Source organism: Candidatus Comchoanobacter bicostacola (assembly GCF_024172705.1).
GTDB classification, from domain to species: domain Bacteria; phylum Pseudomonadota; class Gammaproteobacteria; order Comchoanobacterales; family Comchoanobacteraceae; genus Comchoanobacter; species Comchoanobacter bicostacola.
On sequence record NZ_CP092900.1, the window covers coordinates 37,507 to 56,323 of the forward strand.

The window sequence follows — 18,817 nt, forward strand, 5'->3', positions numbered from 1 at the left end:
TTCTGGAAAATTACGATCTGAGTGGTAGAATGGGATTATTTATCCATTAACGTATCGAGTAATTCATGGTATGCGAACAGCTTTGGCAGTTTTCTAGAACATTTTTTAAGGATCGGTTAGATCAGAATGTTTTTGAGCGTGATATAGCGCCAATCCAAGCGTGCTATGAGGACGAAAATTGCCTTGAGTTAATCTTCCCGAATCGCTATTTAAAAGAAGCCTTTTATAGTGAGTATATTGGGGTTTTAAAAAAAGAGATTGGCGCTAAAAGACCGGAGTTTAGAAGCCTGTCATTAAGGTTGGTGTTAGAAGAAGCGCAAGATCAGGTGGTGGCGCAGTCATCCAATACAGTGGAAGAAGAGACCTCCCCTGCTCCAGATCCGGTGTTAAATAGTTTGAACCCGAATTGTACGTTTGAGACTTGGGTGGGACGTTGTAATGAGTTGGGTAAGGCGGCAGCTATGCAAGTAGCAGATAGTCCTGGAAAGGTATTCAACCCATTTGTGATTTATGGTGATGTGGGCCGAGGAAAGACGCATTTAATGCAAGCTGTAGGTCATTTGATCCAACAGAAGTTTCCTGGGCAGAAGGTAGCCTATGTACACTCAGAGCAGTTTGTATCTGAAATGATTCGTTCTTTGCAGAAAAATGAGATGGAGCGGTTTAAAGAGCGTTACCGTCAGAGTGTATTATTGCTCGATGATATACAGTTTTTTGTTAAGAAGGTTCGCTCTCAAGAAGAGCTGTTTCACACCATCAATAGCTTGCTAGATTCAGGTCAGCAAATAGTAGCAACTTGTGATCGTTTTCCTCGCGATTTAGAAGGGTTGGAAGATCGTTTGAAATCAAGGTTTAGTTGTGGTCTGACTGTTGGGATTGATCCTCCAGAGTTAGAAACGCGGGTTGCTATTTTATTGAGTAAGGCGCGTGCGTCTGATATCCTGCTTCCTGAGGAAGTTGCATTTTTCATAGCTGATAGGATTCAGTCTAATGTTCGGGAACTTGAGGGCGCTTTAAAACGTTTAATTGCTAATGCTTCTTTCTTATCAGCGCCCATTACTATGGCTCTAGCTAGAGAGTCTTTAAAAGATATGATTGATGTTAGGGATCAAACAGTAAGCGTGTATGAGGTGCAAAAGGCGTTGTCTCATTATTTTAAGCTAACCATTAACGACCTCACAGGAAGCTCCAGGAAGCGATCAATTGCAAGGCCTAGGCAGCTGGGTATGTTTCTGGCTAAAAAGCTCTCTGGCATCAGTGTGAGCCAGATAGGGCGGGATTTTGGCAATAGAGATCATACAACTGTTTTGCATGCGTGCAAACACATCGATAATATTTTAAAAGAGGATGTGGTTTTAAAAGCAGATTGTGATAATCTTTTACGAATATTAAATCAGTAGGGTATACAATGACAGAAAAAACAATCACAGAGGCAAAGTGCCTTTTTTCAATAGCTAGAGATAGTTTATTAGCCTCACTTAAAAACGTATCCGGTGTTGTTGAGCCGTCCCAAGTCATGCAGATCTTGTCCTATGTCAAGCTTAGTGGCCAAGGAAACCATGTGACCATAATGGCATCTAACTCAGAAGTTGAGGTGGAAACCAGTGCTCGACTGTTTGCAGAATCTAAGGATGCGTTTTCACTCGCCCTACCCTGCCGTAAGCTGATGGATATCTGTAAGTTGCTTCCAGAAAGCTCAGTGATCGAGTTTGTTCTTAAGGATCAATGGGTTGAGGTGCGCGCAAAGGATGCAAACTTTAAACTGTCTAGTCTGCCCAGTCAGTCGTTTCCATTATTGCCTCGATTAGAGGTGTTGCACCAGATAGAAATACCAGAAGATGTGTTAAAGCTATCTATAGAAAAGTCATGTTTTTCAATGGCTTACCAGGATGCTCGCTTTTTCTTGAATGGCTTATTGTTTGAGTGCTTAGATAAAAAAGTCAACTGTGTTGCTACAGATGGGCATCGCTTGTCATGGGCTAATGCCGCCCTACTCGGCTCTTCGGTGCAAGGAACAAGTCAGTCAATCATCCCAAGAAAAACTGTGATTGAGCTTACACGACTGTTACGCGCAACAGATGCGGCTGTCCATATTAGTCTAGCACAACATGCTATAGAAATTAGAGCGGGTCATTTCATCATGCGTTCTAACCTGATTGAGGGTAAATACCCAAATTACACAAAGTTAGTTCCTAAAGATGTTTCTGCTGCAGCAACAGTAGAAGTCCAAGCGCTCAAGCTAGCGCTGGGTCGTGTAGCTATTTTGGCTAATGAAAAGTTTAAGGGCGCTAAGTTTTATTTCTCACAAGGCCAGTTAAAAATTGTTGGACGAAACTTTGATCAAGAAGAGGCTGTGTCTCAGCTGCCGATTGGCTATGAAGGCTCAGACCGCGAAGTGGCTTTTAATATTGGCTACGTACTTGATGTCTTGAGCGCGGTAGAGACCGATGAAGTTGTATTCCAGTTTAGTGAAAAAATGCAGGGCGTGTTGCTAGAGCAACCAGGGAGTGATGCGGTTGCTTACGTGATTATGCCGCTAACGCTATAATGGCGCTTGCGTCACTGCATATACATAACTTCAGGATAATCGACGATCTTTCAATAGATTTAAGTCCTGGCGTTAATCTTTTTTATGGCAACAATGGGAGCGGAAAGTCTAGCATAATAGAAGCCGCCCATTGTTTGGCTAGAGGAAAATCCTTTCGAACAAGTAAAACAGATACTTTAATTCAGCAGGGAAAGTCTTATTTTTGTATACGTGCAGCCTTAACAAATAGGGTTGAGGTCGCATGCCAGAGGCAAGCTGGCAGCGGTAGGGCGCTGGTCAATGGTTCATCTGCTACAATGCTTTCAGTAGCCAGCAAGGTCCCAGCTATTTTCATGGACTCAGATAGCCATCGGCTGTTCTTTTCAAGCCCATCAGTCCGGCGTTCTTACGTGGACTGGGTTTTGTTCCACGTGAAACCAGGATACGCAGACGTGAGGGGGCGCTATAACAAAGCGCTAAAAAGCCGGAATAGCGCCTTGAAGGCCCAGCTGTCTACTGCGCCCTGGGATCCACTGCTGGCTGACTTGGGGGATCAAATTATCAGCTCAAGAAGGGCTTGTCTAAACGCGCTGTTCGCGCACTTCCACGGCACGGCCTCAGTGTTCAATCTCCCGGTTGATGCGCATTATCAGCCCAGCGTTGAAGAGGGCGGCTTGCTCCAGGCGCTAAAAGATTCCGCCATGGCTGACAAGGTGTCTAAAATAACACAAAAGGGGCCTCATAGAGATGATATTGTCGTTTGCGGGGGAGGCGGCAGGCTATCACAAGGGCAGCAAAAGCTGATTTACTCTGCGCTAGCAATGGCCAGCTGGGAGTGTCTGTCAGAGGGTGGGCAAAAGCCTGTTATAATGCTGGATGATGTTGCCGCTGAGCTCGATGATAATAACAGAGGGCTGTTGATGGGGATGGTCCAGGCTACGGGTGCCCAGTCCTTGGTGACGGGCGTGCTCAAAGGGGATGTAGAGCGCCTGGCTGCCGGCCCTATGTTCCACGTGGATCAGGGGGTTGTAAGTAATTGATTTTTATATGAAAAAACAGGGGTGGTTAGGGTGTAGCTAGGTGCGCGTTGAATCTCGGCCAGTTAGGTGCTTTTTGAGCAAAAAAGTGCTATAATATAAATAGATTTGAAAAAGAGATACAGTATGGCGACAAACAATAATCCAGAAGATGACAATTCAGGGGCATATGACTCTGGGCATATTAAGGTTTTAAAGGGGTTAGAGGCCGTTAGGACGCGCCCTGGGATGTATATCGGCGATACAGATGATGAACAGGGGTCTGGGCTTCATCATATGATTGCAGAGGTGGTTCATAACTCCGTTGATGAAGCTTTAGTTGGGTATTGTGACAAGATCGTTGTAGAGCTGTGTGAGGATGGCTCTGTTAAGGTATCTGATGATGGTAGAGGGATTCCGATTGATGTACATGAAGAAGAGGGGGTTCCTGCCGCTGAGTTAATTATGACGGTGTTGCATGCGGGTGGTAAGTTTAATCAAAATGCTTACAAGGTGTCTGGTGGTTTACACGGGGTAGGGGTTTCAGTTGTTAATGCGTTATCAGATTGGTTAAAGCTTGAGGTTAAGCGTGACGGTCAGTGTTATACACAAATGTATGAGCGAGGAGAGCCGGGGGAGCCAGTCATTGTTCCAGCAGACACCGAGAATGAAGGTACGGGCACAATGGTTCAGTTTTTAGCCAGTGATTCAGTATTCTCACATATTAACTATTCGAGAAAAACGGTTATTAAAAACTTGAGAGAGCTTGCGTTTCTCAACCGTGGTATTCACATTCACTTTATTGATTCAAGAGACCACAATGACTACTTCTCTGAAGATTATCACTATGAGGGTGGGGTTAGCGAGTTTGTTGTATTTTTAAATGAGAGCAAAACAGAGCTGCATGAAGATGTTATTTCAGTTTCTGGGGAGCAGGATGGCATATCGTTTGAGCTGGCTATGCAGTGGACCTCTGCATATCAGGAACATATTTTTTGCTATACCAACAATATCCCACAGCCTGATGGTGGAACACATCTTTCAGCATTAAAAACGTCACTCACACGGACCATCAACAAGTATGCATCTGATGTAATGAAAAACAAGCAGGTGATCCAAGGTGATGATGTGCGGGAAGGGTTAACAGCAGTGTTGTCTATTAAGATGGCGGACCCTAAGTTCTCTTCTCAAACAAAGGCAAAGCTAGTGTCTTCTGAGGTTAAGAAGGGGATAGAGGGGGGCGTATGTGATCACTTGCTTCATTATTTAGAAGAAAAGCCAAAGATTGCTGATATCATTATCAAAAAGATTGAAGAAGCTGCACGTGCTAGAGATGCGGCACGAAAGGCTCGTGACTTATCTAGAAAATCAGACCAGATTGGGTTGGATGTTAAACTATCTTCTAAACTTTCACCGTGCCAGGAGAAAGATCCAAGTAAGATTGAGGTGTGTATTGTAGAGGGGGACTCTGCGGGTGGTTCTGCTAAGCAGGGGCGTGATAGACGTTTTCAGGCAATTCTACCACTACGCGGTAAGATATTAAATGTTGAAAAGGCACGATATGACAAGGTACTCTCATCAGAGCAGATTGCTACGTTAATTATGGCATTGGGTTGTGGTGTTGGTAAAGAGGAGTATGACCCAGACAAGCTTCGTTATCATAAGGTTATCATTATGACCGATGCTGATGTTGATGGTGCGCATATTAGAACCCTGTTGCTGACGTTCTTTTATCGCCAAATGCCTGAGATTTTAGAACGAGGTCATATTTATATTGCTCAACCGCCATTGTATCGTTTGCGAAAGGGAAAGTCTGATTGTTATTTGAAAGATGATGATGCTTTATATGACTTTTTATTGAACGACGTTATGCAAAAAGGTAGCTTGGGTGTGGGTAAAGAAACGGTTGCGACAGGCCAGGCTTTAAAAGAAATTGTGATTGCTTATCATCATGCAAAAGATGCGGTAACTCGACGTTATCCCCAGTTACCTTATGCGTTATTTTTAGCGATGATGCAGTGCAGAAAGTTATCTATCGATGATTTTGAGTCAGAGGGTGTGTTGAAGTCTTATTGTAAACTGTATAATGCTCAGGCTGAAGGTCTTTTTGAAGGGCAGAATAAGGCGGAGGCTCATGTTCGATCGGGGATGATAGAGGTAGACTATATACAAGCTAATGGAGAAAAAACACAGTTTATTATTGACATGGCATTTGTTCGCTCATCAATATATGCTTCCATTGGTGGGATATCCAAGGTTTGTGGGCCGATCTTTGCTCAATCTGAAGGTCAGGATGTGCAAGTAGATATTGTGATTGATGCAACGACCCATACGGTTTCACGGGTGGATGATTTGGTGGTTTATGTGATGAACTGTGCACGTAAAGGTTACACGCTACAGCGTTATAAAGGTTTGGGTGAAATGGATGCTGAACAGTTATGGGAAACAACATTGGATCCAGATGTGAGAACATTGGTTCAAGTAACGATAGAAGATGCGATAGAAGCAGATCGTTTGTTCTCAATGTTAATGGGTGATGTGGTTGAGCCAAGAAAAGAGTTCATTGAGAAAAATGCGTTAATGGCAGAAAATGTGGATGCGTAAATGATTATCATTTCTCCCGCAAAAAAACAAATTGAAACGGCTAGGGTTTCATTAACCCAGCCGGATCATTTAGAAAAAATGCAGCCTTTGTTGGAGCTGTTATCGAGTTACACAGTAGCAGAGTTGGTGAAGTGCTTGGGTATTAGCGAGCAGCTGGCTCAGGAAAACCACCAGCGCTTCCTCGAACTTAAATCAGGACAGGCAGCATTAACCCCAGCTATATACACTTATGCGGGTGATGTCTATAAACATCTTGATCCCGAGTCTTGCTCTGATCATGCGATTGTTTATGCTCAGGATCACTTGCGGATTTTATCAGCTTTTTATGGGCCGCTTAGACCTTTGGATGCAATTGGGTTTTATCGATTAGAAATGATTACCAAGCTCTCAGGCTTTGAGCTACTCGTTAAATATTGGCAAGAGTCAATGACTCAAGCTGTAGAAGATCAGAATGTCTTTAATTTAGCCTCAGAAGCCTACTCTAAATCTATTGATCGTAAGCGCTGCAAGCACTGGGTTGATATCGTTTTTTACGAGAAGAACAAAAAGGGTAGGTATGTGGTTGTTGCTGTTAATGCAAAAAGAATGCGTGGGAAAATATTAGCATATATGCTTGAGAATCAAGTTGACTCACCAGATGGGCTGGAAGCGTTTGAGTCAAATGGATATGAGTTTGATGCGATTAATAGCACAGAGAGCAAGGTTATATTTAGGAAGGGGTGATCTGTGGGGTGTTTTGTGGCTCCATATGGGCTTAATGCACTGCTTGCCTGCATTGTGGCTACCTGGACACTTTCTCCTCTTTAAAAGGCTCCATAGGGGCTATAAGCATGCATTAGTATATGCCATGCTGACTGTGTTCTACGATGTTTTTTTATATGGAGCTGTTTTTTATCAGGCTTTAAAGGCATGCTTTTTTCCTACAAAAGTAGTTTGGATTTATATTTTATCGATAGTGGGTATGGTAGCCCTATGGTGGCTGTGGTTTTATAGCTATCAATTATGCCATCGAATCAAGGGTTGGTGGCGAGTGCTAGCTATATTTGTATTTTTGTGTTTGGCGGAACGAGGCTGGCAGTTTTTAAATATTGGGATCTACCGTACAACGCCATTACTGGTTGATCCGTTATTTAGCTCAATCATGGTCACATGGCCTCAGGCTGCTTTGTTGGTTGTCTTTGCATTGGTCGCATGTATGTCTCATGTTCACTTAAGGTGCTTAGTATTAACTTTGTTGTTGCTTCGTACTGAGCTTTATGTGTCTCCTACCCACAATTATGATTTTTCTGTATACCCTGAGGGATCTTTGGTTGAAGCACAGGGAGATGCAATGAGTCCAATAACTTACCAGAAGGATAAAGATTTTTATTCGAGTGTTGTTGGATTAGGGGCATTAACGGGACGTGTTGATAAAAGACATTTAGTACCGTGGGTAGAGTCGGGATATACATCAGGAAGAGATAGTCGGTATATTAGTGATGGGACACGTTATTTAGTCTTGATTTGTTATGATGCATTATTTGATGATTATCTAGATGAGATACGAGATACTCAGGGTGTTGTTGTCGTCAGTAATTTAACAGCATTTGATCAGACACCATTTCTGACATACTTTGTGAAACAGCTATGGTATATACAATTAAGGACAGGATTAAGTATGGTTAGCAAAGATCCAGTTGTGGATATGTACTATGTTAAAACTTCTTGATCAAATAGAGTAAGTGTCGATTCAACAATATTTAATATCTGTAAATATTGTTTCTCCGAGTACTCAGGGTTGCTAGGTGGTTTTTCAAAGGGGGTAAATGCTTGTATGAATTTATCAATGCGCCTAGGGTTGCTTGAACTTTCATATAAGCAATCAATAATCCTCGGTTCGGTATTGATCTTGGATAGCATCGCTGCGATAAATTTAAGTGTGTCTTCATTGGGCTTTTTATCATTTTTAGAGCGGCTGTATCCGCTAGAAAACTCAGAAATACAGCACACAATGACTGGGTTAAGTGTATCAATGCCCATTTGTTTTTTTTGGTTAGCTAGGTATGCAATCACATGTCGATAGGGGTGATCTATTGAGGGGATCGTAAACAGCAGGTAGTTGTCTGGAATAATCGTTCCTGAAATGATTAGAAACATACGATCAAGCATGCTGAGGTACTTGGCGGGTTGTACTGATTTCACAGAAAGAATTTCAATGAAGTCGGTGAGCAATGGTTTGTACTTCCTTTCTTTTTGTCTGATTTTTTCTATTCGCTGTTGCATGTAGGGACTAGCGAGTAATGTGATCCATGCATTAATTAATTTGAGGTTTTTGCCCAAATAGTTATAGGGTAGCTTTTGAGGCAAAGGATCAATTTTTAGGTTCTTTTTAATGAACTGGTAAGTGGTTATTTGCCCACGACAAGCAAGTAGCGCTAAAATAATCAGTCTGTTCATAAGCGTTCAATGTTTCGATGATTTAGTATAGCGTAATTTATTACGATTGTGCAAAGTGAGAATCAATTTGCCAACTGATCTCCCAGTTGCTTTTTGCGTGTGCTTGACAGAGAGTCCGGTACGACAGGAGTGCGTTAGCCCTTGTTTGTCTAGACTCGGCGATACAGGTGATTTGATAACAGAGTTTATGATTTCTATTGCCAGAGGGAAAAGGGATGGGCCCTAGTACAGAGCAGCCTGGGTAGTCATTTAAGGTAAGTTGGTTGATGTGCGGTATGTCTTTGGCGGAGATACGAATAAAAATAGCTGCTAAAAAAGTATAAGGAGGAAGCCCGTATTGTTTTCTCATATCTAAAAGAGACTGTGTATATTGATTTTTAGGTTGTGTTAGGGCCTGGAACAAAGGGTGGTTTGGGTTTTTAGCTTGGATATAGACGTTTCCAGTTAACTGTCTTCTACCACATCGACCAGCAACTTGTGTAAGCTCAGCCAGTAAGTTTTCTTCTGCACGGAAGTCGTCGGTATATAAGCCTTGGTCTGCTTGAATACATACCACCATTTGTGTTTTTGAAAAGTCATGACCTTTAGTGAGCATTTGCGTGCCAATAATGATGTTGCCAGTGGTTTGTTCAAGTTGTTTGAATTGTTGGTTGATGGTGCTAGGTGTTTGGTCGGTATCAAAACGATAGACTGGGTTGGTAGGCCATATTTTTTCTGCCTCAGAGGCAACTTGTTGGGTTCCATACCCAAATTGAACCAGTTCACTTTGTTTGCATTGCGGACAGTCTAGAGGCGCCGGTATTTTTGTTCGACAACGGTGACAGTGTAAGTGATCATCTTGATGCGCAACCAAGAGTGCTTGGCATGAGCTACATCGTGCTTTCCAATTACAGCTGAGGCAAAGCCTAACGTTTGCCCAGCCACGCCGACTCACAAAGATAAGTACATCTTTTTTTGTATCTAATGTATGGTTTATTTTTTCTAAAGCTTGATCTGAAAATAACTGTTTACTCTGATGCTGAATAAGATAAATGTTGGGTAAGGTGGTATGAATTCGGTGGTTGATGTGGTGTAAATCATACTTTCCTGAAGTAGCATTATGTATGCTTTCTAAGCTCGGGGTTGCAGAGCCCAATATAACAGGAATTTTTTCTTGGTGTGCCTTAAGAACAGCCATGTCTCTAGCGGAGAAGAATAGTTGGCTATTGTGTCTAAAAGAGTCATCATGTTCTTCATCAATGATGATAATTCCTAGGTTAACTAGGTTAGTTAAAAGTACACTGCGTGTCCCAAGAATGATCATGGGTTGTTGTGTTGTTTGTATGAGCATCGTATTTGCAATACGTTGCTTGGGTGTGAGCTGTGAATGAATCACAAAGGGTGTAACGCCGGTTCGTAGTGCAATTTTGTTGGCTGTTTGTGAGGTGAGGGCAATTTCAGGGACAAGAATGAGTGCATGTTTTTTTTGAGATAGCACATGTTGGATCAGGTGGGTATAAATTTCTGTCTTGCCACTGCCCGTTACCCCCCAAATTAAGTGGGTGCCTATAAAGGAGGATTTAATATTATCTAAAACTTTTGTTTGCTCGCTACTGAGTTCTATAAGATTGGGAGTAGTCTGTTTAATCGATTCTTGAGCAGCACTTAAGTAATTTTCGTCAATCATTTTGTTAAGCGTTTTTGCAGTGTATTGGGCATAAAGTTCCCAGTAGTTGGCGCTATTTAAACAGGCATTATAAATTTCAATTTGTGTTTTGGTTTTAGGTTTTTTTTCAGAGTTCGCTTTGAGCCATTGTTTTTTAAATTGAATAGGGGCAGTTCTAACTGCCTGATTGATCGCAAGTCCAACGAGTGTGTTTATAGGCAGTTGATAGTAGTTAGCAATTTGCTTAAGAAATTTTATAGTATATGTGTTTAGTATGGGAAACTCATCTAGTGCCTGTTTAACTGGTTTTATTTTTGTGGGATCTAGAGGGCAATCTGTGGTTTTTTGAATGACGATACCAATACATTGCTTTTTTCCAAAAGGCACTTCAACACGGTAGCCGATTAAACAGGACGTGTTTGCTTGAACTTTATAGTAGACAAGTTCTTGAGTGAAGTTGGGGAAAGCTATCTGGTAATAAGGCATTAGGTGCTCGTTTTGCACTTAACTTGTCATATTGGACTTGCGCATGCAAGACTGTAGTAAAAAAAATCTGACAATATTTCTTGATGGGTTACAAACAAACTAGAGCTTACTTATTCTAAAGTTAGTTTTGTGAGCCAAGTTGATTCTTCGTGCTAAACAGAATCTTCATCGTGTGATGAAATGGAATTAGTAAGCTCTCTTGTTTTCCACATGGCTTGCCAATCAATGTGCTCTAAATGATTTAAATGATCTAGATGAATGGCTTTATTATGCACAATGCGAAATTGCTTGTTAGTCCACATTGGGATACAGAGATAAGACTGGATAAGCTGTTCCAAACGTTCATGTGCGTTTTGCTCTGTTGACTGGGGACTTGTTTCGTTAAGATAATGAGGAAATAAGTCAGACAACTGCATGGAGGGTGTAATAAGCATGGGTTCAATGATTAGGTCATATGCTCCAGTTTTTACAGCTTGTTGGTATGCAATAGGGTGTTTGAGTGCATGTATGCAGGGGATGTTTGAGGCTTCAAGTTGATGGCAGATTGCTTGTGCAGCAGGCGTCCACTGAGCGCCTTGGGTCAGCAATTTAATTGGTTTGTGTCTTGTAATCGCTTCTAAAGGAGTGGGAGCTTGGTACTTTTTTGCGGTGTAAAACCCGTGGCACAGTGCTTGGTTGATTTTATCAAAGTTAATTGAGTGTGCAATGAACTGTCTTGTTTTATAATCTAATTGCGGGTTGATACGTAAATATAGGGTATATTCACTTAAGGGTTGTGCCAAGGTTGTTTTTTGGATATTAGCGCTCGTTATTATTTGATCCCACCTGTGTGCATTATGTTCTAAAAACCAGTCTATTTTCCCTTGTGATAGGGCGTTTAAGTTTTGAAAGGGCTTAACATTAAGATGAAAGTTGACGTGTTTAAAGTTGTTTCTTCCTATATTTAGCCAAAGGTTTTCAGCCCAGAAGAGATCATTTTTTTGGTATTGAATTTGCGTAGAGGATGCCTTATTAACGAAGTAGGGTCCTGACCCAATGAGCGCTTCACTGTGTTTGATAATGGGCATTTTAGCTAGAGCAAGTAGTGTTGCGGTGAGGTTAGAATAATGCCAAACCAAACGGTTTGACTCTATATGTAGAGACAGATCTTTTAGAGCCTCAACATATAAGGGGTGCTGCTTAGCTAGATGGTATGAGTGGACAACATCAGCGGTTGTCACTTTTGTTTGATCTGAAAACCTAGCAAGCGGGTTGAGTGTCATCGATAGGGTTTGCTTTTTGATGTGTAATGTTTGGGCAAGTTGTGGGTAAAAGCATGTAATGTCGTCAGCTGTTTGAGTTATTAATGTTTCAAATAAAAGAATGGTTGCGCCTGGTGCAATTTTTCCAGGCTTAGCATAGGGATTGAAGGTATCATAGTAATGGGTGCTGCTACCCATGTTGATACTATTGCTTTTGGACGCCTGTTTGTTCACATATTGAACCTGTTGGGCATGATTGTATTTAGGCTTGAAACCAGGGAGACACACCGAGCTGCCCAAGGTAATCATTGGGATTAAGTATAGCAGGATATAAAGATACTGAATCATTGTTATCGTATATATGGGGTAAATGTTTGTAATGCCAGCTCATGGATCATTGCTGTATCGTGGCTAATAAGTATAATGCTGAGTTGTTTTTGTAGCATCCACTCTTTGAGCAAGCTAATGGTTGCCATACGAAGGTTAGTATCCATCGCATTGGTTGGTTCGTCTAAAATTAAAATATTGGGTTTTCTTGCGAGTGCACGCATGATTTGTAGAACTTGTAAGCAGCCACCAGACAGTTCTGTGGGAAGCTGGTGGGTAAAAGGATTAATGGCTATGGTTCGGGTCAGTTTTTTAAGTGTTACGGAACAGATGTCTGACATCCCCATAGCTTGATTAATTGGAATAAAAGGAGAGAAAGCAGCATAACTGTCTTGGCAAACCCATTGTATGTGGCTATTGGCAGGACGTATAATCTGCCCTTGATAAGGAACTATGTCTAGGACTGTCTTTATAACTGAAGTTTTACCACAGCCACTGGGTCCGGTGAGTGCGGAGCAGGTGCCTACGTTGAGTCTTAAATGATCCAGTATTATTTTTTTACCGGGGTAGTTTACCTCTAGGTTTTGAATAGAGAGTATTTCTTGTGTTTTTGGTATAGAGGGCGCTTGTGTAGCTTGCGGAGCAAGAGCAGCTGGACTTAAGTGGAAGCTTGTGGTGGCTTTTATATGGGGTAGTAGGGTATGTGTGATAATGATGAGCGCTTTGGTTTGTTGTCTTTGGAGAACCCACTGTAAGGTATGAGATAAGGTCGAGGGATCTAGTGATGAGAAGGTTTCATCGAATATTACTACGTCACTGGGTGCGTACAAGCTAAGTAAAACGGCTAGCCTTTTGAGCTGACCGGTGCTGAGCTGGTTTGGGAAGTGTTGAAGAATTGAATTTGGCAGTTTTAATGCACTCAGGTCACTTGTTAAGTTTTCTAGCTTGGGTAGGCACGTGTTTAAATAGGTTCCTATATTTACAGAATGACAGAACGCACTGTGTATGTCTTGAGGGCAGAGTGTAATTTTCGCGCTGATGCTCAGTGTGCCACTATGTTTTTTCAGCTGGGGCGGGTCAGCAAGATAATGGGCTAATGTACTTTTCCCAGATTGTGAATGACCGTGTATGTATACAATGTCTCTAGGTTGTATCTGGCCATTTAATGTGCTGCCTGATTGGTTTTGTTGTGTGCTTAGGGAAAAGTCACTCAGTGTAATCATTGTATTGGTGAATAATGGGTGGTGTATTATAGTCTGTATTGAGATGTTCGCCAACTGATTCTTGTCTGATGGTTGGCTCATTGTTTAGATTTTTTGTATTTTAGAGCATCATTATTGGTTATTAGCCAGTGTTCTAGAAAGCACCCATTTTTCTATGATTAAGTTAACGTAAGATTAAGCTTAACCCTCCTTTAATTAAGGGGTTATTAATTAGATGTTGTACGTTGTTTTTATGCTGAAACAACATTGGTTCTGTGATATTCCTTGCCTACGATTAAGATAAAAGAGAGACAATATGAATATGTTTGATGACATGGTTGAAGCTGCCCTGGAGATAGAGTATGACGCGAGCGAGTGTGACCGTTTAAATGAAAGGTTAAGCCAGCAAGCTTTTGCCCCAGACGCAGTACAAGAAATTTTGCAAGGACATTTTTTAAGAGGCCATGGTATGGGTAATAATTTTGGCATTCAGTTAATTCAAGCAAGAACTGAAATACAGTTAAATGGAAGACTTTCTCAGCCAACATATCAGGCGCTTAAAAATGCTGTTGCTCTAGATCAACCGGTAGCAGCAGCTCCTGCACAACAGTTTGCAGGTCCTGTAGGCCATTTAGCGCCTAGAAGTTTGTTTGGCTAATAGCATAAACAGGTTAATAAGCGGCGCCACAGAGCGCCGCTTTATTTTTGGGCACCATAATTTTGCGGACAAGGAAAAAGGTTGTTAAGAGTAGTGTGCTACAAGTAAGGATAATCAGGCCATTCATTTGGTAGCGTGTTTGTTGAAGTAAGAGTCCAATTGATGGGATATGTGTGCTGGCACCATACCCCAGATAGTCAATACTAATGAATGTCGCTAAGGTACGGATTAATTGATAAGGGAAGGTTGCTTGAACATAGGGATATAGATAAGGCATTAAGTAGTATTTGATGATGTAGCCTTTTGGATATTGGCTCTTCAAGGCGTCTTGAACAGGGTAAGAAAGACTTTTCTTCTCTAGGATAATATATGCAGTAAGACAAAACTTGCTCCACTGAGTTGCTGCATGAAATAAAAATCTGAGTAAATAGGGATAATGGGTTTGGCTGGCTATTAAAATTAAAATAATGAATGGCAGGCTCCGTAAAGATTCGATAGCAAAAATGCCTAAAGTTTTTATATAGGGTTTTTGTAAAATCAAAGCACAGGCAAATATGCCACCGAGTATTATTTGAATCAGACACAGTGAGAGTGCAGTCATTAAGTCATGAAGTATGGCATAAGTGGCATAAAGCAAGATGTTTTGGCCTAAATAGTTGGTTCCAAGAGGTGCCTGTAAAGAAGGATAAAGATTGCATTGGTCTAGGTTAATGGCTACTTCATAAGGATAAGTAACCATTAATAACAGGAAGATAAGTGCTGATAAAATTAATTTTGAGTGTTTACTGAATGGCATGGTTGTTGTGGTATTGAATACGGCTTATGCTGACGGTGGATAAGATACTGTAAATGAGTACACAAGATGTAAACAAAGGCGTGTCTTTAGTGAGTAGTGCGTGGATAAATAAGCTCCCCATCCCTTGGGTGTTGAGTATGGACTCAAAGATTAAAATAGAAAACATCATTTTAACAAAGCGGACAGGGCTTTGTTTGATGAGGATAAATAGTGCATTTTTTGCTGCAAATCGTATGAAAATGATATAAGGAGAAGTGCCTAAACCGGTTAAAAATTTTATGTATGTTTTTTTATATTCTATACGTAGCATTGTTTTAAATATTTGGATGTATTTGGCGCTATATTTTAAGGAAATGAGCACAACAAGACTCAGGTGGTTACTGGGAATAGAGAGCCAGCTGTTGTGATGTGTTTGGATTAAAAACATATAGAGACAGACCAAGAGTGTAGAGGGCATAGCGCCAATACACAAGATCAGGTAATTAAGTATACGGAGGTTCCTGAAAAATAATAAAGTACCCAATATTATAGTGAGGCTATATACGATGCATGAGATTAAAAAAACAAGAGAGAGGGATTGTCCAAGTGCTTGAGCAATGAGCTGTGCGATTGGTGTGCTTTTAAAATAACTGTATTGGTGCTGTAATGTGATGGTGTCCCAAAACAACCTCAGGCTAGATGTGGGTTCAGAATTTAATATGGTGAATGTAGCGTCAGTTGAGTCGCCAACTAATTGGTTATATAAAGTAAGGTGGGTGAATACGATACAGCATATAATAATAAGGTTTTTTAGCTGCCTTTGGTATCTTGGGATTTCCATATAGGTTTGCAGTTTGTTTCTTTTATTGTTAAGGACAAGATTAAGCTAACAAATAGGGTTGCTGGCAGGATCCAATAAGCAGCTTGATAGTCAGCAGCTGTGTATGCTGTATGTAAGTGTGTGCTCGCGTGTTGCTCCATTAAAAAGCCAAAGAATGGCTGGAAAATTGCACCTGCTGACATAATGACTACAGCGGCTAATGCTTCACATGTGCCGGTTAAGCTCGGAGGGTTGCTTTCAAAAATGGTTGGGTAAATAATAATTTGAGTACTGGTGGTGAGTCCTAGTAAAAAGAATATTAAGTAAAGTTGGTGGACAGAGAGTGTGCTGGAGAACAAAAACAAAGATAAGCCAAGGGATAAAAGGGCTCCATAGACCATAGGTTCTTTTCTTTTTTTGATGGTGTCAGAGATTTTTCCAGCGAGTGGGGAGCCAACAATGACACCTAAAAAGAGCACCATTGCGATATTGCTAGCGGTAGTTAGAGGGAGTTTGTACACGGTTTGGAGGTAGTTAATCCCCCAAACGGCGCCAAAAATAAACACAAATAAGTTCATCAGTGCTGTGTAGGTGCCACAGATCAAGTTTTGAGGGTTGCGCATGGCTTTTCGGTAACTGGTGTGGAAGGATTCTTGGCTTTTTTCAGGTGCCTGGTAGTTCTCAGGCTGGTCTTCAATGTTGCAATACATCACATATAGAAGGGCAACTCCTAAAAGCCCATCAAGAATAAGCACATTACGCCAACCATATTTAGCAATGAGTAGTGCAAGGGGGGATTGTGACATCATGCCGCCAACCATGGCCATGGTAACAATAATACCTGTGACCATAGCTAGAGAGGTTGTTTTGAACCATCGGGTTGCCAGCATAATACAGCTTAAGAAGCAAAAGGCAGTAGATGCACCACATAAAAATCGTGCAATTGCTGCTACTAATATATTGGGTGAGATAGCAAATAGTAAGGTTGAGAAAATACATATACCCATTGCATTGAGTATGACCTTCCGGGTGGAAAATCGATCGAGTAACGCACCTGAGAAAGGTAACATGCAAACTGTGGCGACTAGGTATATAGAAGATAAGTAGCCAACTTGGATGGCACTAAGGCCAAATGCAGCGCTCACATGAGGGTTGAGTGCATTAAACGCATTGAGCTGGATGAAGTCATAGAAGAAAAAGAGTCCAGCGGATAGGCAGACTACCCAAGGCTTTATTGAATCGTAGGTTAATTTGGTTAGGGTATTAGATCGCATGAATTTCTCCTTTATTTAATCTTGCCATAGATTATTTTCAGAAGTAAGCGTCTATTTGCTTTTATTCAATTTGTCATGTATTTATAGTTGAATAGGTAAGGGTTTATATGTTGGTTCCTGAAGGGCATTGGCTAAAATTAAATCTGATAGTAGGTAAAAAGTTTATATAAATAGTGTTATAGAGCATACTAGAGAAAAAATAGGGGAGATCAATATGAAAGAAAACAATCCACCAGGCACTAAACCTAATTTTTTAGGCAGGATATTTGTTTTAATTGCCTCATTGCTGAGTTTTTTCATTTACACAATTGTTTGTGTCTATAACAAGCGCTGGATCTTGCCTGGTTTTTTATTAGAAAAACCGAAGGAAAAGCTGAAGGTTTCAGATTCTGAGAAGGTAGGGCCAATGTCTGCAGCAAGCATTAGAAGAGATGGTAATGATGTTTATGTCCAAAGCCGCTCTAAGATATCATTTATGCAGCTAAATTTAAGTGGCAATTACCATTTATTTCATAATACTTATGTTCCAACACAGAGTGGAAGTGATGAGCATGGCCGTAATTTGTCCTGTGATCAAATGGACGAAGAGGTGTTCTGGACTCTCCGATATTCTTTAAAAGATATGGATAAGGATGCTCTAAATGAGTTTTATAAAGACTTGAGTGCAGTGAGCATGAGTAAATATAAATTATCCGGAGGCGCTCCTGCATTTGATAGAAAGTTTGCTATACGGGAAGCTTATGGTTTCTTTGGAAGGGTGAACGGTGAGCAAATGTTACTAAGTGTATATATGTCACAAGACTGTGAATTTTTCAAAAAAACAAAGCTGGGTGAAGTGTTGAAGGGTTTGGCTAATGAAACCTATCGGGAAAGACCAATGAGACCTGTTGGTTAAGCTTTTTCGCTAGCTTGGATGAGCCCGTTCTCTTGAAGCCGTTCTTTTCTGTAGGCCTGGGTCGTATAGCGATCAGATAGCCTCACTTCATTTCTGGGGTGGATAAAGAGTGGCATAGATAGTCGTGCCTTGTTTGCTGTTTGAGATGGATTAATGACCCTATGGGTGGTTGATTTGAGGTACCCAGCAGTGCACTCTTGCAGCATGTCTCCAGTATTTACAACGATAAGACTAGGGTCTAAGTTAACATTTATCCATTGGTTGTTTCTATTCAATACTTGTAATCCAGATGCTGTTGCTGCAGGCAAAATAGTAATGAGGTTGATGTCTTCATGTGCGGCTGCACGAATTGCTTCACTTTCTTCATTGCCTGTCAGTGGTGGATAATGGATCGTGCGCAAAACAACGTTGGGTGAGTTTTCAATCATTTTGGGAAGAGGCATAGACAGTTGAGACTGGATGTTGCTAGGTAGTGCGTCTTGTATCCAGCTAAGTAATGTTTTTCCACATGAAAACAGTTGATCAAATAATGCATAGGATGCTGCTTGTGTTTCAAGTGGGCAGCGTCCGTGCTTGAGCACGTGGTAAAACTCTTTGAGGTCTTTTTGTGTTTTACCTTTAGCTGTTTCAGACTGTTCTTCTGAGATATAACCGTCTTCAACAATGGGGTTCCATTTGAACGCTTGTTTATTATTAGATTGATAGAATTGTTCCCAAACATGATAAGCTTGGGAAATTGCTTCGGATGCTACTGGAGCATTTTTAATCAGTGCAAACCCTGTGTTATGAAGGGCATGAGTTAGCTTTTTTCCTGCGAAGGGGTCATCAAAATGAATGATATCAATACTATTCATCTCCGTCCTGTATATTCAGTAGTGTCAAAAAAATAGTATCTGCATTTGATTTTTTGT

Annotated in this window: 16 protein-coding genes; 8 read left to right on the forward strand and 8 right to left on the reverse strand. The window is 41.1% G+C overall.

Annotated elements, in window-relative coordinates; genetic code table 11:
- Positions 1-65 precede the first annotated feature (65 nt).
- The 6 genes from dnaA (at position 66) to MMH89_RS00175 (ending at position 7,855) form a co-directional block, all read left to right on the forward strand.
- Positions 66-1,400, forward strand: coding sequence for a chromosomal replication initiator protein DnaA (gene dnaA / locus MMH89_RS00150; RefSeq protein ID WP_258568361.1), 1,335 nt, complete (start codon positions 66-68; stop codon positions 1,398-1,400).
- 8 nt (positions 1,401-1,408) lie between these two features.
- Entirely contained in the window at positions 1,409-2,548 is a 1,140-nt protein-coding gene (gene dnaN / locus MMH89_RS00155; RefSeq protein WP_258568362.1) for a DNA polymerase III subunit beta, read from the forward strand.
- The gene (gene recF / locus MMH89_RS00160; protein WP_258568363.1) at positions 2,548-3,567 is read left to right on the forward strand and encodes a DNA replication/repair protein RecF; all 1,020 of its coding nucleotides are present in this window, start codon (positions 2,548-2,550) and stop codon (positions 3,565-3,567) included. The genes dnaN and recF overlap by 1 nt, the downstream gene beginning before the upstream one ends.
- A gap of 123 nt (positions 3,568-3,690) precedes the next feature.
- Complete coding sequence (gene gyrB / locus MMH89_RS00165) at positions 3,691-6,147, forward strand: DNA topoisomerase (ATP-hydrolyzing) subunit B (RefSeq protein WP_258568364.1); 2,457 nt, start codon at positions 3,691-3,693, stop codon at positions 6,145-6,147.
- Positions 6,148-6,870, forward strand: coding sequence for a YaaA family protein (locus tag MMH89_RS00170; protein ID WP_258568365.1), 723 nt, complete (start codon positions 6,148-6,150; stop codon positions 6,868-6,870).
- The gene (locus tag MMH89_RS00175) at positions 6,800-7,855 is read left to right on the forward strand and encodes a carbon-nitrogen hydrolase family protein (RefSeq protein ID WP_258568366.1); all 1,056 of its coding nucleotides are present in this window, start codon (positions 6,800-6,802) and stop codon (positions 7,853-7,855) included. Before MMH89_RS00170 ends, MMH89_RS00175 begins: the two co-directional genes overlap by 71 nt.
- On the opposite strand, the gene MMH89_RS00180 is transcribed toward MMH89_RS00175, so the two are convergent.
- The 4 genes from MMH89_RS00180 to MMH89_RS00195 form a co-directional block, all read right to left on the reverse strand.
- Positions 7,837-8,583, reverse strand: coding sequence for a hypothetical protein (locus tag MMH89_RS00180; RefSeq protein ID WP_258568367.1), 747 nt, complete (start codon positions 8,581-8,583; stop codon positions 7,837-7,839). The genes MMH89_RS00175 and MMH89_RS00180 overlap by 19 nt on opposite strands.
- 40 nt (positions 8,584-8,623) lie before the next feature.
- Complete coding sequence (gene priA / locus MMH89_RS00185) at positions 8,624-10,714, reverse strand: replication restart helicase PriA (RefSeq protein WP_258568368.1); 2,091 nt, start codon at positions 10,712-10,714, stop codon at positions 8,624-8,626.
- Positions 10,715-10,866: 152 nt separating this feature from the next.
- Positions 10,867-12,264 carry an ABC transporter substrate-binding protein gene (locus MMH89_RS00190; RefSeq protein ID WP_258568369.1) on the reverse strand — a complete coding sequence of 466 codons (1,398 nt, stop codon included), beginning with the start codon at positions 12,262-12,264 and terminating at the stop codon, positions 10,867-10,869.
- A 41-nt stretch (positions 12,265-12,305) separates the two neighbouring features.
- On the reverse strand, positions 12,306-13,586 hold the full coding sequence (locus tag MMH89_RS00195) for an ATP-binding cassette domain-containing protein (RefSeq protein WP_258568370.1): 1,281 nt from the start codon (positions 13,584-13,586) through the stop codon (positions 12,306-12,308).
- Positions 13,587-13,800: 214 nt separating this feature from the next.
- Between MMH89_RS00195 and MMH89_RS00200 the strand changes: the two genes are divergently transcribed.
- On the forward strand, positions 13,801-14,142 hold the full coding sequence (locus MMH89_RS00200) for a hypothetical protein (protein ID WP_258568371.1): 342 nt from the start codon (positions 13,801-13,803) through the stop codon (positions 14,140-14,142).
- A 13-nt stretch (positions 14,143-14,155) separates the two neighbouring features.
- On the opposite strand, the gene MMH89_RS00205 is transcribed toward MMH89_RS00200, so the two are convergent.
- Genes MMH89_RS00205 through MMH89_RS00215 form a run of 3 tightly spaced genes read right to left on the reverse strand, consistent with a single transcriptional unit; the run spans position 14,156 to position 17,011 of the window.
- Positions 14,156-14,938 (reverse strand): hypothetical protein, encoded by a 783-nt coding sequence (locus MMH89_RS00205; RefSeq protein ID WP_258568372.1) that lies wholly within the window; start codon positions 14,936-14,938, stop codon positions 14,156-14,158.
- Positions 14,925-15,758 carry an ABC transporter permease subunit gene (locus MMH89_RS00210; RefSeq protein ID WP_258568373.1) on the reverse strand — a complete coding sequence of 278 codons (834 nt, stop codon included), beginning with the start codon at positions 15,756-15,758 and terminating at the stop codon, positions 14,925-14,927. Before MMH89_RS00210 ends, MMH89_RS00205 begins: the two co-directional genes overlap by 14 nt.
- On the reverse strand, positions 15,728-17,011 hold the full coding sequence (locus MMH89_RS00215; protein WP_258568374.1) for an MFS transporter: 1,284 nt from the start codon (positions 17,009-17,011) through the stop codon (positions 15,728-15,730). Before MMH89_RS00215 ends, MMH89_RS00210 begins: the two co-directional genes overlap by 31 nt.
- Before the next feature lie 214 nt (positions 17,012-17,225).
- Between MMH89_RS00215 and MMH89_RS00220 the strand changes: the two genes are divergently transcribed.
- Complete coding sequence (locus MMH89_RS00220; protein WP_258568375.1) at positions 17,226-17,906, forward strand: hypothetical protein; 681 nt, start codon at positions 17,226-17,228, stop codon at positions 17,904-17,906.
- Here MMH89_RS00220 and MMH89_RS00225 read toward each other — a convergent pair.
- Positions 17,903-18,760: a 2OG-Fe(II) oxygenase family protein gene (locus MMH89_RS00225; RefSeq protein ID WP_258568376.1), complete on the reverse strand. Its 858-nt coding sequence runs from the start codon at positions 18,758-18,760 to the stop codon at positions 17,903-17,905. The genes MMH89_RS00220 and MMH89_RS00225 overlap by 4 nt on opposite strands.
- Positions 18,761-18,817: the final 57 nt, after the last annotated feature.

Coding starts and splice junctions, on each gene's coding strand:
- dnaA (WP_258568361.1), top strand. CDS start 66: ATGGTATGCGAACAGCTTTGGCAGTTTTCTAGAACATTTTTTAAGGAT.
- dnaN (WP_258568362.1), top strand. CDS start 1,409: ATGACAGAAAAAACAATCACAGAGGCAAAGTGCCTTTTTTCAATAGCT.
- recF (WP_258568363.1), top strand. CDS start 2,548: ATGGCGCTTGCGTCACTGCATATACATAACTTCAGGATAATCGACGAT.
- gyrB (WP_258568364.1), top strand. CDS start 3,691: ATGGCGACAAACAATAATCCAGAAGATGACAATTCAGGGGCATATGAC.
- MMH89_RS00170 (WP_258568365.1), top strand. CDS start 6,148: ATGATTATCATTTCTCCCGCAAAAAAACAAATTGAAACGGCTAGGGTT.
- MMH89_RS00180 (WP_258568367.1), bottom strand. CDS start 8,583: ATGAACAGACTGATTATTTTAGCGCTACTTGCTTGTCGTGGGCAAATA.
- priA (WP_258568368.1), bottom strand. CDS start 10,714: ATGCCTTATTACCAGATAGCTTTCCCCAACTTCACTCAAGAACTTGTC.
- MMH89_RS00190 (WP_258568369.1), bottom strand. CDS start 12,264: ATGATTACCTTGGGCAGCTCGGTGTGTCTCCCTGGTTTCAAGCCTAAA.
- MMH89_RS00195 (WP_258568370.1), bottom strand. CDS start 13,586: ATGAGCCAACCATCAGACAAGAATCAGTTGGCGAACATCTCAATACAG.
- MMH89_RS00200 (WP_258568371.1), top strand. CDS start 13,801: ATGAATATGTTTGATGACATGGTTGAAGCTGCCCTGGAGATAGAGTAT.
- MMH89_RS00205 (WP_258568372.1), bottom strand. CDS start 14,938: ATGCCATTCAGTAAACACTCAAAATTAATTTTATCAGCACTTATCTTC.
- MMH89_RS00210 (WP_258568373.1), bottom strand. CDS start 15,758: ATGGAAATCCCAAGATACCAAAGGCAGCTAAAAAACCTTATTATTATA.
- MMH89_RS00215 (WP_258568374.1), bottom strand. CDS start 17,011: ATGCGATCTAATACCCTAACCAAATTAACCTACGATTCAATAAAGCCT.
- MMH89_RS00220 (WP_258568375.1), top strand. CDS start 17,226: ATGAAAGAAAACAATCCACCAGGCACTAAACCTAATTTTTTAGGCAGG.
- MMH89_RS00225 (WP_258568376.1), bottom strand. CDS start 18,760: ATGAATAGTATTGATATCATTCATTTTGATGACCCCTTCGCAGGAAAA.